The organism is Paenibacillus sp. FSL L8-0663 (assembly GCF_038008125.1).
GTDB classification, from domain to species: Bacteria; Bacillota; Bacilli; order Paenibacillales; family Paenibacillaceae; genus Paenibacillus; species Paenibacillus polymyxa_D.
In genome coordinates this window covers 2,896,162-2,910,628 of the sequence record NZ_JBBOYM010000001.1, presented here as the reverse complement: position 1 = coordinate 2,910,628, position 14,467 = coordinate 2,896,162, and the positions used below count along the sequence as shown (strand labels likewise).

The 14,467-nt window shown below is 38.3% G+C and carries 12 protein-coding genes; 4 read left to right on the top strand and 8 right to left on the bottom strand.

Annotation, left to right across the window (positions count from 1 at the left end):
* Nucleotides 1–71: 71 nt before the first annotated feature.
* The 6 genes from MKY75_RS12425 to MKY75_RS12400 form a co-directional block, all read right to left on the bottom strand.
* Entirely contained in the window at nucleotides 72–1,211 is a 1,140-nt protein-coding gene (locus MKY75_RS12425; RefSeq protein WP_340885509.1) for a hypothetical protein, read from the bottom strand.
* A gap of 3 nt (nucleotides 1,212–1,214) precedes the next feature.
* Entirely contained in the window at nucleotides 1,215–2,675 is a 1,461-nt protein-coding gene (locus tag MKY75_RS12420; RefSeq protein WP_340885506.1) for a sensor histidine kinase, read from the bottom strand.
* Between the two features lie 2 nt (nucleotides 2,676–2,677).
* The gene (locus tag MKY75_RS12415) at nucleotides 2,678–3,376 is read right to left on the bottom strand and encodes a response regulator transcription factor (RefSeq protein WP_069011890.1); all 699 of its coding nucleotides are present in this window, start codon (nucleotides 3,374–3,376) and stop codon (nucleotides 2,678–2,680) included.
* 331 nt (nucleotides 3,377–3,707) lie between these two features.
* The gene (locus MKY75_RS12410; RefSeq protein ID WP_245231639.1) at nucleotides 3,708–4,001 is read right to left on the bottom strand and encodes a GLUG motif-containing protein; all 294 of its coding nucleotides are present in this window, start codon (nucleotides 3,999–4,001) and stop codon (nucleotides 3,708–3,710) included.
* The gene (locus MKY75_RS12405; RefSeq protein WP_245231640.1) at nucleotides 3,970–4,515 is read right to left on the bottom strand and encodes a hypothetical protein; all 546 of its coding nucleotides are present in this window, start codon (nucleotides 4,513–4,515) and stop codon (nucleotides 3,970–3,972) included. The genes MKY75_RS12410 and MKY75_RS12405 overlap by 32 nt, the downstream gene beginning before the upstream one ends.
* A gap of 642 nt (nucleotides 4,516–5,157) precedes the next feature.
* Nucleotides 5,158–5,781, bottom strand: coding sequence for a family 1 glycosylhydrolase (locus tag MKY75_RS12400; protein ID WP_340885504.1), 624 nt, complete (start codon nucleotides 5,779–5,781; stop codon nucleotides 5,158–5,160).
* Between the two features lie 450 nt (nucleotides 5,782–6,231).
* Between MKY75_RS12400 and MKY75_RS12395 the strand changes: the two genes are divergently transcribed.
* Nucleotides 6,232–7,179 carry a cation diffusion facilitator family transporter gene (locus MKY75_RS12395; protein ID WP_025679519.1) on the top strand — a complete coding sequence of 316 codons (948 nt, stop codon included), beginning with the start codon at nucleotides 6,232–6,234 and terminating at the stop codon, nucleotides 7,177–7,179.
* 469 nt (nucleotides 7,180–7,648) lie between these two features.
* Here MKY75_RS12395 and MKY75_RS12390 read toward each other — a convergent pair whose 3' ends face one another.
* Nucleotides 7,649–8,563 (bottom strand): LysR family transcriptional regulator, encoded by a 915-nt coding sequence (locus tag MKY75_RS12390; RefSeq protein WP_029515234.1) that lies wholly within the window; start codon nucleotides 8,561–8,563, stop codon nucleotides 7,649–7,651.
* A 465-nt stretch (nucleotides 8,564–9,028) separates the two neighbouring features.
* Between MKY75_RS12390 and MKY75_RS12385 the strand changes: the two genes are divergently transcribed.
* The 3 genes from MKY75_RS12385 to MKY75_RS12375 all read left to right on the top strand — a co-directional run bounded on the left by MKY75_RS12385 (nucleotide 9,029) and on the right by MKY75_RS12375 (nucleotide 11,749).
* Nucleotides 9,029–9,217 carry a cupin domain-containing protein gene (locus MKY75_RS12385; RefSeq protein WP_165083947.1) on the top strand — a complete coding sequence of 63 codons (189 nt, stop codon included), beginning with the start codon at nucleotides 9,029–9,031 and terminating at the stop codon, nucleotides 9,215–9,217.
* 312 nt (nucleotides 9,218–9,529) lie between these two features.
* Complete coding sequence (locus MKY75_RS12380) at nucleotides 9,530–10,327, top strand: dihydrodipicolinate synthase family protein (protein ID WP_029515236.1); 798 nt, start codon at nucleotides 9,530–9,532, stop codon at nucleotides 10,325–10,327.
* A 201-nt stretch (nucleotides 10,328–10,528) separates the two neighbouring features.
* Nucleotides 10,529–11,749, top strand: coding sequence for a CynX/NimT family MFS transporter (locus MKY75_RS12375; RefSeq protein WP_340885501.1), 1,221 nt, complete (start codon nucleotides 10,529–10,531; stop codon nucleotides 11,747–11,749).
* A gap of 1,466 nt (nucleotides 11,750–13,215) precedes the next feature.
* Here MKY75_RS12375 and MKY75_RS12370 read toward each other — a convergent pair.
* The gene (locus MKY75_RS12370) at nucleotides 13,216–13,755 is read right to left on the bottom strand and encodes a hypothetical protein (protein WP_340885499.1); all 540 of its coding nucleotides are present in this window, start codon (nucleotides 13,753–13,755) and stop codon (nucleotides 13,216–13,218) included.
* Nucleotides 13,756–14,467: the final 712 nt, after the last annotated feature.

Sequence of the window (14,467 nt, the reverse complement as noted above, 5' to 3'; positions counted from 1 at the left end):
AGAAAAACCTTATTCCGGCTGAACAACCGAAATAAGGTTTTTGACGTCTACAAACATGGCGATCCTCACCGCTATTTCAATTCAATGATCAATGACTCCTTGCTAGGAGAATCCGTTGACGCAGTCTGCGAGGAATCCAATTGTTTTAGTCCTTGAAGCAGTACACTTTTATTGTTCGGATTCCAGTATATATGCGTCGGCACAATTCCGCGATACACCGGTTCCTTATACAGTATATTTCTTCCCTGCACCTTGCCTACGTAAGTAACATTTTGATCATACTCGGTGTATGCGATATTTTTCCTGTCAGGCGAGAATTCAAAATCAAACACTTTTTCCAGAATGACGGAGAGTTCGCCGTTTCGCCGATCATATTCATACAGTGAATTATCCGTTCCGAGAAACACAAACTGGTCGTTATTCATCCAGGCTACTGAATCTCCACCAATCTGACGCTCGTATTGAAATTCAATATTCTTCCCGGAAACCTTCCCCATGGTTAGTATCTTTTTCTGACCTTTTTTTGCACCAAACAACTCCACCAGTATGCTGCGGCCATCATTTGCAATGTTAACACTCAAAAGCGTGTCTTCCTTCATAATGCCTTTTAACTGATACTTGCCAGAAGTTTGAGACCCCATATCGTAGATGTACAGGCTATCCGCTCCATTATCAAACGGATTTTCTACCAGGTAGCCGATATACGAACTGTTGGCCGACCAGGAAACATATTGTACATAAGACTCGTTTCTAGTACTGATCCTGTCTATTTCCTTTTCCTTGCCATCCTGCAAGGAAATAAGCCTTAGGGTTGTCTCCGAGGAAGAACGAGAAAATTCGCAAATATATTTCCCATCGGGAGAAAGTGTCGTATTGGAAGTTACCTTACCGATTCCGGGTATGGCCTTGCTCTGCTCATACGGATAAGTTAAACGTTCCACCGTGCCTCGCTTCAGTATGGTCATGGCTCCGAACGATGCGATAACGGCATTTCCAGACGACCATCCCAGTAGCTCCCCCCGATTTACAAAACGATCCGGAAGCCGATATATTTTTTGGACCTGAAACGGCCGAGAGCTTTGATCGGTACTGGAAACTTCATTGCTGTCGGCGATGACGACGGTCTCTGTTTTTGGTTCTGAACCGCATCCTGACAGCAGTAATACCACGAGAGATAGGACCAGCAGCATTACAACATATTTATTGCCCATTATTCATTCTCCGTTCCCCGCGGTTTCCAGCGCTTTAAATTCTACCGTAACGATGGTTTCATTATGCTCGTTTGCAATCGAGATGGAACCCGCAAATTCTTCAACGATGGATTTCACAATGCTGAGCCCCAATCCTACACTGCCTTCCTCCGCACTGTCGGAATGAGCTGGATAAAATGGCTGTAACAGGTGTGACAGATGTTCTGCCTCAATCGGATCGCTTGGATTGTTGAAAATCAAGCGGATCTTTTCTTCTGCCCGTACTGCTTTTACCGTTACTACCGAAAACGGCAAACTATATTTTATCGCATTATCTATCAAGTTGATGAACAGCTGTCTGATTCTGTCCCTATCGGCCAACATCATCAATTCCTCATTCATCTCATATTCAATGGTCTTTTTATAGCGCTGTGCCCGGATCATCATCGATTCACACACATCCTGCAGAATTAGCCCGATATCTACCCGATCAAGCTCATTGATCATGATATTTTTGCGTGAAACTTCCAGTAGTTTTAGCACCATCGCATGCAGGCGCTTGCTCTCCTCGATAATATGATTCATCCCTTTGCCAAAAAAAGCACGGTCTTTCTCACCGTTCATTCTGATCAGCTCCGCATATCCCAGAATGGAGGTTAATGGCGTTTTCAGTTCGTGAGTAATATTGTCAAAAAAGCGCTTTTCCTGCTGGTGAAGCTCTTTCAAATGGTCCCGGTCCTTCTCAATAATATGAATCTGTCTACTAATTTGATCAATCATATCGTTAAAATTCTCAGCCAGTCGGCCAATTTCATCCCTGCGTTTAAAGTGAAGGCGGATATCCAGATTCCCGTTTTTCACCTCAGTGGAGGCTTGCGTCAGTCTGGTCAGCGGGATGGTAATATGCCTGGAAAGAATATAGGAAAACAGAAAAGCTGCCGCAAAAATCGCCAGGGCAATATAGAGGGTAATCTGCCGAATCTGTCCGGTTTGTTCGTAGAGTGAGCTGAAATCTTTGTAAAAACGCAGTATGCCCACCTTTGAACCGTCTATAACAACCGGATAGGAGAAAAGGACAGTCGTCTTATTACGATCATAAGTAATGCTGTACGCTGTATTGCCACCAATCGCCTGCTGCAGATCGCTTTGCATGTGCTGCTGAAAAATGGAGCTGTCCGGGGCATAAAGCAATTTGCCCTCCACCGTATACACGCCAATACTGCTGTCCGTGGTATGGTTCAGATTAGTTGCTATTTCCCTCGCAATTTCTCCAAAATACAGCTCATTGCTACTGAAATGGTTAATCAGGAAAGCCTGACGCACATACACGTTGCTGTTATTTTTCAGTCCGATCAGTTCGGAGGTAACCAGATTCTGATTGCTTGTCCGGATAAATTCCTTGACTGTCTGATTGAGCACGACAAAAGAAAGCGAAAAAATCAGAAAAAAACCGATCAGGAATTTGATGCTGATTTTACGTATCATGCTTATCCACCCATTTTTTTAAATTTGTACCCGATTCCGAAGACGGTAGTAATGCATTCGGTGGCGTCTAGCTTTTTGCGGAGTCTCTGGATATGCGTATCAACCGTACGGGTATCTCCGACAAAATGATAACCCCACACCAGATCAAGCAGTTCGGAACGTGTAAAGGTTTTGCCCTGATGTTTAACCAGCATCATAAGCAGATCAAATTCCTTGGGGGTCAATTCAACAGGACGGCCTTCTATTTGGACGAGTCGTTCTTCTTCGATCACTTCAATATTGTCAAACCGAATGACGGCTTTCGTGGCTTCTTCCCTGTCCGAGCTGTTCGCCTGCTCCACTCTGCGCAAAATGGTTCGAATGCGTGCAACAACTTCGCGCAGATCAAAAGGCTTGGTAATATAATCATCGGCACCGAATTCAAGGCCTAGAATTTTATCGGTAATGTCCGATTTGGCTGTAATCATGCAGATCGGTATGTTATAGTCCGTTGTCACCTTTTTGCAAATGTCTAGACCGCTCTGGTCAGGTAGCATCCAATCTAACAGCAGCAAATCGGGCTGAAACGACTGCAGCTCATGCATTCCCGTTGCTCCACTGGCCGCTGTGCGTGTCTGGAACCCCTCCATAGAAAGCCCGTACGAAAGCAAGTCGGCAATCGGGGCATCATCTTCGATAATAAGAATCTTTGCTTTATTCATCGTAATCCTCATCTCTTTTTTTAATACGGTAGGTTTATGACATTGTCCATTATATTAATCATTCAGGGGAAAACAATCAAATGTATATTGTAAATCCTCATACCCACTATCAGCATATAGCCCCACCTTTTCTGTTATAAGAAGCCGTACCATGAGCGTTTTTCGATAAAAACTTAAGCAACATAAGCGATAAACAAACTAAGGTTGCTTATAGGAAGTTCATCCCAGTTCCAGCTGTTATTGGCCTATTCGAAAGGTCAATCATAAATAACGAAATCTTCGCCTGATGTGAAAGTGATGTGTCCGTTGTTTTGGAATAGCTGTTTGTTACCTAGCCAGCATTTTGTCCAGCAAGTCCTCCAGCTCGGTTGAAGGTCGTTGTGACTGAACCCGTTGAGTAAGAATTGCTCACGGTTCCGTTAGAATTGTATCCGACTAAACCACCAGCGCGGGACAGTCCATCCACTTGGCCAGTCGCATAACTTTGGCTGACGGTGCCTTGAATATTATAGCCTGCAATTCCTCCAACATATCCAGTAGATTTGGTTCCCCTCACGTTGACAGCCGATATAGACTTAGTAATCGACGCGTTGTTAACACCCGACCAGACCACTCGCATAATCATAGGTGCCCTCTCCGAGCGCTTCTACACTGCCGGATGCAAATACATTACTGATTTGACCGAAACTTGTACCAGTAACACTTCCTACGTTCCTATTTCCGATTATGTTAACATCCATTAACCGAACGTTACGAACAATACCTGTAGCCATTAAATTGCCAAAAAAACCGACATTCATTGACAAGGGCTGATTAATCGTCAAGCCGGAAATCGTGTATCCGTTCCCATCGAACACACCCGAGAAATTGGCAATCGGGTTCCAAGTACAATCCGTTAATTGGATATTAGCACCCAATTTGTAATAAGCGTTCGGATTAGTCCTGATACCATCCAGCATCGCCGCTGTCGTGATGATATAAGGGTTCTGTTCCGTACCGTTTCCCGTTCCGTAAAAAGCATGTGCCCGTGAAGGGGCGACGGGAACAATAGCTGCGGCAAGAATAATGACCACTAGGATTAATTTTAAATAAGAAGTAAGCTTTTGGTTTAGACGAAATTCCTTAATTAATGGTAACAATAAAAGTCCCTCCTTCTTATGCGACAAATAAAATCATCTGAATTGTTTAGGCTAATGCCACCTCATCTCATATAGTACTAAGTACAGCAACGCTATTTTCTCTCAAGGAAAAATTTAAATTTAAGCATGAAAAATAACCGTTCATTGAAAGAACGGTTACCCGCTTTTCAGTTTGTTTTATCGCCGCTGCCTTAAATAACATTCCCCTGGCCTACTAAAATCAGGATGCGATTATATGCATTGCAATATCGACATACATTAAATAAATATTATATATGAAACGATGCTGCTTTCCTGTTCACACAATCACTGTCTCCTTTGTAGGTTTTGGCTGTTATTTTGATACGAAGATTTTAGCATGGTATGACTGAACAAATTTTGAACATTCACACTTCTGCTTCTTCGAAGAATGCTCTAATCATAAACCTGGCTTAGATATTAATGAACCGAGAAGACTCAGCTGATATGTGACGGTTTCATTGCCCCTAAAGCCTCCATTTAGACGACTTCTAGAGCAACTTTGTATTGTCTACCAACAACAGCAAGCCACTAATCCTAGACTAACAGATTAGTGGCTTGTTCGTGGAGTTTATAAGGGACTCATATTAAAGTTCTCAGCGGAGTTTCTTGTTCAACGGGTCCTTAAATTTCTTTCCCATTTGACTCAACAACTTTTTTGTACCAATAAAAAGAATCTTTTTTATAACGCTTTAATTGTTTGATATCATCATCTGTTCGATCTATATAAATTAATCCATACCGTTTTTTATATCCGTTACTAGTGAATAATAAATCGATGGCAGACCACGGATTATAGGAAATGACCTTTACACCAAAATCAATCGCTTTTTTAACTGCGAGGATATGGTTTTTCAAATAATCAATTCTGTAATCATCATGAATCCTCCCATCAATGGTCAACTCGTCGTATGCACCAAGACCATTCTCTGTGATCATCAAGTGCATATTATATCTTGTATAAATATCACGCAAAATGTATTCCAGTCCAGTTGGATCTATAGCCCAGTCTGTAGTCTCCAGAGCAGGATTCTCGCACATTTCATAGAAGCCCGGATGTGTTTCGAAGCCAGATATTTCTCCCTTGATACCAGAGACATTAACTCCCGACCACTGTTCATCGGCAACCTCTGGACAGGCTTTGGCTGTGTCACTGGCATAGTAATTCAGAGTCAAAAAATCAGATTTTAAATATGAGTGGTTGATTTCAAATGGTTTTTCGCAATAATTTGTTACCTCTGGATCCATTCCAATTAATACCTAGTGATCATATTCTAGCTCTCCATAAAACGTGACTTCTCAGTTAAGCTTCTTACTAAAAGCAAACCATCTATTTACCCCAATCTTATTTAACTTGGTAGGTGTGTACATACATTCACCCCATTATGGGAGAAATTGTATCAATGAATGATTCGTCAAATACTTCAATATTCCTTTTTCTAAGAGAATCTAATTATGTCGAAATAAATCCTATAATTTCGATTAAAGCGAAATTATCTTATGTCATTCCCATAAGTAACTCTATCTAATAGCCGCCGCATTAAATATTACAAATTCCTCGTAAGGGATAAACTTGTTGTCACTGTACAGTTGCGCCATGCTGCACTTGACGTGTATATTTTCCCCACATATAATTGAAGTCAATAAAACACATGAACAATTGCTCATATGTTAATAAAATAGAAAGCTGGGATATGTATGGCAGGACATAATCATGGACATCGACACAACAATAAAAAAGTTTTGCTGATCTCCTTCATCATCATCACTACTTACATGCTGGTCGAAGCTTTTGGTGGATTTATTACCAATAGTTTAGCTTTGTTCTCGGATGCAGGTCATATGTTATCGGATTCTCTTGCGTTGGCGATCGCTTTGTTCGCGTTTAAGTTTGGAGAGAAAGCTGTCAATAAGGAAAAAACCTTTGGTTACAGGAGATTTGAAATATTGGCTGCAATGCTAAACGGTGTTACTCTGATTGCGATTGCCTTATACATTTTTTACGAAGCGATTGAAAGGTTTATAAATCCTCCAGAAGTAGCTACAGTAGGGATGCTAGTTATCAGTATTGTTGGCCTGTTCATTAATATACTCGTTGCCTGGATTATGATGCGAGGTAGCGATACAGAGCACAACCTGAATATGAGAGGTGCTTATCTGCACGTCCTCAGCGATATGCTGGGATCTGTTGGAGCGATTATTGCCGCTCTTCTGATGATGTTCTTGGGATGGGGTTGGGCAGACCCACTTGCTAGTGTAATTGTCGCAGTACTTGTCCTTCGCAGTGGTTACTTTGTTAGTAAGTCTTCCCTGCATGTGCTTATGGAAGGAACACCCCGTAACATTGATGTAGAGGAAGTCGTACAAGCCATTTCGCAGTTCGAAGGTGTGAAAGCCGTACATGATGTGCATATTTGGTCAATTACTAGCAACTTAAACGCTCTGACTGCGCATATTGTAGTTGATGGAAATAAAACAGTGTATGAAACCGAGGCCCTACTGCATAGTATCGAGCATATGCTGGAGCATAAGAACATTCCTCACTCTACTTTGCAGATCGAGTCCGAACAGCATAGACACGATGAATCCATTATGTGCACTATAGAGTCAGGTGCGCCGGATGCACATGCACATCATAGCCATTAATAAAAGGAGGACTGTTTGACTTTTTTGGAGCGGCTGAATCCTCGACCGCTCCCCTAAGTACCAATGCACTCCTTGGAAATTTGTTCTGTAGACTTAGATCCAAGTCTGTTAACGCAAAATGGGTCATTCCTTCTTAAATGGAGCGATGGCATCTAGTATAAACCTCATTATTTTCTCAAAAGTCAAATTCATATCTGAATCGAGATAATTCAAGTCTGCCCACCATCACAATACGGTTTTTCGTACGCATCTTTACCTACGCGATTGCCCTTTGATACGATTCAATCAGTGATTCAAGGTGACCTTATTATTTTTGAAATGGTGACTTTTCCGTTCTCTTTACATATTAATAGCACCTGAAGCTATTCCCTCTGACTTTTCCAATCCAAAAAAGAACTGACCGTCGTAGCTTCTTTCTTTTATATGTCCAGTAGTATATAAATAAAGATTAATAAAATGAGTGGACTGTTTAATCAGTGCCTTTCATAAAATTCTGAGTCAAATGGAGTGAAGTCTCTTTTAGAGTATTAATAAAAATACGTGTCGCAGCACTCAGGTATTTATCTTTCCTGTAGATAATTCCTATATATCGAGCAAGATTAACATTTAAAATGGGAATAATTCTGATACGAGGATGGTTAAGGTACTCTAAGTAAGGTCGCGGTAATATAGTTACCCCTATCCTATCTATAACCATATTAATTAAAGATTGCATGGTTGTAATTTCAAAGACCGGTTCTGGAATAAACCCCACATCTTTACAAGCTTTATTTATAAGCTGTCTTATAAAATATTGTTCAGGAAGTAAGATGGAAGGTGTTGTTTGCAAGACTTCTATACCTAATTTATCCTGATTCTCTAACGGGTGTCCAACAGGCACTGCAAACGCCATTTCCTCTCTATATAAAGAAATGGTTTCTAATTCATCCCCTTTCATAGGTAAAAAAACAATGCCTATATCCAGCTTATTTTCTAACAGTTGTTTTTGAATATCCCCAGTACGTAATCCAAACACAGATATCTTAACACCAGGATATAGATGATGAAAACTACGTAATGTGGGCGGAATGAGGTAATTTTCAACGGTTAACAAGGTGCCTATAGAAATGGTTCCTCTTTGAAGGCCATTTAGTTCATCTATTGAGGTTTTTGCCTGTTCCAGTTCATGAAAAATGTTACGTGTATACTTTAAGAGTAATTCCCCTGATTCCGTAAGAGCCGTCTTTTTACCAATGCGATCAAATAAAAGTGTGCCAATTTCATGTTCTAACAAACGAATTTGTTGACTTAAAGAAGGTTGAGAAATCCCTACCTTTTCTGCTGCTCTTGTAAAATGTAGCTCTTGGCACACAGCGTAAAAATATTCAAGTTGTCTTAACTCCATTCTTAAGCCTCCTGATTTAAACGGTAATAGTTCCTACCTTTACATTTTGCAAGTTTATTAACATGAATTTCAATAGGAATACTATAAACAATCTTAGATATTACACATTATATCATAGGTTAAACCTATGGTTATTATATAAATAATTGAATTGTACTATTGATTGAACTGTCTTAGACTATTAGTTGCACAGAGATCCATTTAATCCTAAAAGTATAAATTCTTTAAACTGTGTAAAAATTTTGTGGGGGTGATAAGATGGGTAGTCAAAAAACAGAGATTATCTACTACAGTGAGTTTTTAATAAAGAGTAGTAAGCCTGCCGTTCGAGCATGTTCATGGAAATGGAAAGACATTTATCCATTACTCAATTAATCTGTATCGGAAGGCTTTCTTTAAAGTGGCCGTGGAACATTGTCACTCATTCATAATCATACAGGGGATACGCATGGAACTTCATCAACTATGAAAGTAGTCGTCCAAATTTTTAAACCTGGTGGGCATAATAAAGCTCATCGTCATACTAATGTAGCTCTCAATCTAGTATTTCAGGGCGAGGGTTATAGTATCGTGGATGGAGAAAAGATTGAATTGAAAAAAGGCGACCTATTCTTAGCTCCTCCTTGCTCTGCTCATGAGCATTGCAACACTTAGCAAACAGAGGATGCTATTATTTACACGTTTCAAAATGTACCGGTTCTTACTTCAATGGGCACTTGGTTTTTAGAGAAACCGGTGGGTAGTACACCTCGTCACATAGTCAAACCAGATACACAAATAAAGAATAACTAGAAAAGATTAGTTAATACTTTTGGCCTGAAGAATGTAACCAAACTTTAAACAACATGAACATAGAACAATTTAGTCATTCAAATATACCTTTTAAAAATTATCTGAAAGGATTTAGTATTTGACCTTATGTACAAATTAGTTCTTGTAATGTATATACACTGGAGGATATAACTGATGAAAAATTTTAATGTTGCTATTCCAACTCCCTTTCGTGATGATGAGAGCTTATATTTAGAAGGATTCAATCCTATTGTTAAACATTTAACAGATAACGGGATAGATTCACTACTTGTGTCTGCTACGACAGGCGAACAAAATTCAATGAGCATTGAAGAGCGTATCCATATTATTGATTATTTTAATCAACAAAAATTTGAAAATGTTGAACTGATGTTTGGCGTATCAGCTACAACAACAAGAAATGCAATAAAACTGGTTAAAAAGCTTGAGGAATCTGTTTTTGATTCTATTCTAATTCAGTTTCCACCTTACATTCAGCCGACACAACAACAAGCTATTTCTTATATCAATGAGCTGCTACAACATACCACCAAAAACGTTGTCCTTTATAATAATCCTTTCCGAACAGGATTTGAGCTAAGTGCTGAATCATTAAAGACTGTTATTAACCAGAAGTACTCTAACCTTGTAGGACTTAAAGAAGAGAGTGATGCCAAACGTCACCATAATACTGACTTACCAGATGATTTCATCATGTTCGCTGGTGGAGATGTAAATCTTATAGAAAAGATAATGAATGGATGTAATGGACTTTCTAGTATGGTAGGAAATGTTTACCCACAAGAAATCAAACAAATTTTTAATGACTTATTAATGAATAAACCAGTAGACCTTTGGAAGATAAAACAATTAATTAATAAAGTTACAAGTGGTCAAGCCATCATAAACATAAAAAATCACTATAATTCTTTAGGTATAAAAGTAGGAGCTTGTCGTTCTCCTATTAACTAACGGGGGAAGTCCAAAAATTCGCTTAATTTAATTAAAATGTTTAAAAGTAACCGTCAAGTAGAAAACAACATTTTATTATGTTCTCTGCTTTACGGTTACTATTGTGGAACAATATGGAAGTGTGGCAATCCAAACAATAAATGAATTGATTACCTAATTTAGAAAAGCTTTAGTATTAAATACGGAGGATCTATAGCGATCATGGGTATTTCACAAAAAACCAATCAACTAGGACAACCGAAACCGGATCTAAAGCCTAGAATAGGATTACTTATTATAGGTATCATCCTAATGGGAGCCAATCTCAGAGCCCCACTAACATCAGTGGGTCCACTAATAAATTCTATACGTGACAGTTTAGGCATATCTAATATACTAGCAGGGACAATAACTACAGTACCTTTACTTACTTTTGCATTCTTATCCCCTTTTGCCCCTAAGTTAGCTCAACGTTTTAGTACGGAGTTTATCCTATTTATTTCTTTAATCTTATTAACCATTGGATTTGGAATACGTTCTTTTGGTGGTGTAATAACCTTATTTATAGGAACAATCTTAATTGGTTCATGTATTGCCATTGGTAATGTATTACTCCCCAGTCTTATTAAACATAACTTTGCACAAAATGTAGGAATGATAACAGGGATTTATATAGTCTCTATGAATTTATGTGGAGCTATTGGATCCGGTATAAGTATTTCCATCTCCTCATTATCAGGGTTAGGATGGTCAGGAGGTCTCGGATGCTGGGGAATCTTATCTCTTCTTACACTTTTCTTTTGGTTACCACTAATACAAAATCAACATAAATCTATTAGATTTGTACAAACTAAAAAGAAAGTTAAATCTATAAACTTATGGCATTCTAAACTAGCATGGAATGTCACGTTATTTATGGGTTTTCAATCCTTAATCTTTTATACCATGATAACGTGGCTTCCTGAAATTCTTGAACAAAAAGGGCTGAACACTCATGAAGCTGGCTGGATGTTGTCTTTAATGCAATTTGCTATGCTTCCTACTACGTTTATTGTCTCTATTTTAGCTGGACGTTTAAAGAAGCAGCATCCATTAGTACTGGTTTCAGTCATCTTGCTTATTGGAGGGGTATTCGGTATCTTACACGGAAGCACGATCCTTATTCCAATATGGATAATTATGGTTGGAATTGGAGTGGGATTTGCCTTTAGTTTAGCTATGATGTTTTTTAGTTTACGTACTCAAGATACGAATGAGGCAGCAGAATTATCCGGTATGGCTCAATCATTAGGTTATCTTTTGTCTGCTATCGGCCCTGTCTTATTTGGATGGTTGCATGATGTGACACATAATTGGAATACTTCCTTACTGATGTTAGTTTTAACTTCTGTTATTATCTTTATCACGGGTATAGGCGCAGGAAAAAATGAATATGTAGCATAGGATACCAGTTAGTAAACAAGAAAACTTGGTTTTTAACCCAGTCTCAAAAACATTTGTTTTTGGGACTTTTTTGTAATTGGTATTAATATATAAAGGGGAATGGATAGTTGAAAACAAGAGAACTTCTTACTGACTGTCGCTATTTTATTGAACTAACGTTTCCCGTGAGTTGGACAAGATTATTAGAACTGAATGCTAATCCGTTGAATTTATGAATCCCAGTTCCAAATTTGGCGAGATCATTTCTTTATTTCCTGGGATCTTTCGAATTGATCCACTTAATCATTAAGCTCCCTGGAAATGATTTAGTTTCCTCACTCAAGCTCATGGAAGCGCTGCATGCTATTGTGCCGAACGGTACGACATATTTCTTGCAAATTACAATTAATATCTATTTTACACAACTAAGATAAGCCGTCCCCGACCCTCAGCCTCCAGTCATTACATCGTATGGTAGTACCAACAGAGTATTCAAAATCACATTCACCAATAAGAAGAAGCCAAGCTTGCGACAAATGACATTAGAAGCAGGATTGCAAAAGCATGAATGAATTCATGTTGGTTTTCAGAATGGATAGAAGCTATGGCTTTCGCTGTTGCTTCTGTGGCTATCCCTCTGCCGATGTGTCTATGGCTTAAACCTATACTTACAATCAAATATATAAAATCCTTATTAAATAAAGACTAAATAATAATTTAATCAAACTAAAAGAAATACGGGTTTTGTGAAGATGTCTTAGAAAACCCGCATAGCAACGTGGATTCTTCATGAGATTCCCAAATTATTTTGCTATATCAACCTCAGTAGATTTGTTTTCATTTGGACTATGAAATTTCATATCTCATGGACTCTCTGAATCCTTTGCTAATAATTGATCTCATTGATATAACGATTTAATGTTCAGTGACACAAAGTATTCCCCTTTAAAGGATATTATAAATCAGGTAAAATTCATCAATCTCACTGTATTTATCCCTGAGGCTAGACTTAGGGAAGATTTGTGTCACTACAATCCTTAGTCCATATTCTCCCCATTTTTATCCAATGACAAAAATGTTCCTACATTAATGACGCAAAGTTACCTAAATAGGTTCACCGATTTCACATTGATCCTTGAAGTCCATTTGTTCATTTTAATTGCCTTGTAGCTGGCTCCCAGGATATTGTTAAGTATCTTTTGAAACAAAAAAGAACGACTACCTACTGGAAGCCGTATAAACCGTGCCAAACAGTTATACTATTATTAACTCACCCTTAATTCTATACTTCACCTTATTATTAGAATGCTCTTCTTCCCTCTTCGCCATATGTATCTCAGGTTCAATCAAAAACTCTTCTGTACATAATTTACTTTCATTATTCGGATCTTTGTACACCAATATGATATTCAAACTGAATAAATCCAAGTTTTCATTAAATGCCTTTATGTTCAATAAGTATATGTACCATTTAGGAAGATGTATTTTTATACCGTGTTTTTCTGCGCAACAGGATGAATCGTTCCCAAATCCTCAAGATGAAAACTGATTTCATGTTTGATATTTTCTACTTTATTAAATGAAATAACGACTTTTTCTTCTTCCTCAGAAAGATAAAATGAATGATTATCTTCATCATTGAAAGCGGTATGATATTTCATAAAATCATTTAATTCATCAAAATCAACCGCAATCTCAACCATGACATTTTCTGCTGGGATATTTCCATGATTATAAACTTCTAGATAAACACTAGATTTATCGTCTTGAAACGATGATTCCTCCACACCACTTCCCCAGTCCTGAAAGAGTGATTGATGGAGTTCAACTTCAAATGTTTTAGACGGTATGGCTAAGTTTACTTTTCTACTATTCTTCTGTTCGTCACTCGCCGTTTGATGACTCTTTTTCAATCGAAGCACAGCAAACACAGAAATGAATGTCGCTAATACTACTCCACCAATAGAAATGATTAGTACCAATAGTTGTATCTTCACCGATTTGTCCTCCGTTCCTATTTTCTTCATTATACACTATCCACTTATTCACTATATCTATGAATGGTGTCTAACTGCTAAAGCCCTATGTTTGATCACACAAAGATAACGTTAATGTTGCATAAAAAAGAAGCCACGTTTTCATGGGTTTTAATCAGTCCATTATAAGAAAATCCGTCATAAGGCAAGCAGGCTCTCCTTGTTCACCTAGCACCCAAAAGCTTACATCACTTTCTCATAACCTCTTATCTACGAATTTCGCAAATTTCTTTCAAATGTAAAGTATTTGTGAAAAAATTGACTATCCTGCCCTTTAGTTTAATAAAAGGGCCTCTGTCGCCGTCGATGAAATCCTATCGGGAATGTAACAATGTTCTTGTCACCCGACAAATGATAAATTGTCAATTAGCTGGAGAACATTATTTAAAAACACACCTAATACAAAATGCAACTCACCTCCATTTAGAAGTAAATGAACTTTGCCAAATTATTTTCTGATCTTGCTGATGAAAAATGGATATTTAGGGACCTTTTCGTATGATTTCCTATGTGAATGTGATATTTAGTATACTTATATATTCATTAAACTTGACTTTTGATGCCCATAATAAGAACGTGCATCGCTAATCCCTTCTGCTCTTCTGCATTACAGGTAAATAAGCTCTTCACTACAAATCCAGACGACCAAACTCCCAACCTAACTTTCCTCATCTCTTTTGTAATCTGTCGTGCTGATTGAGCA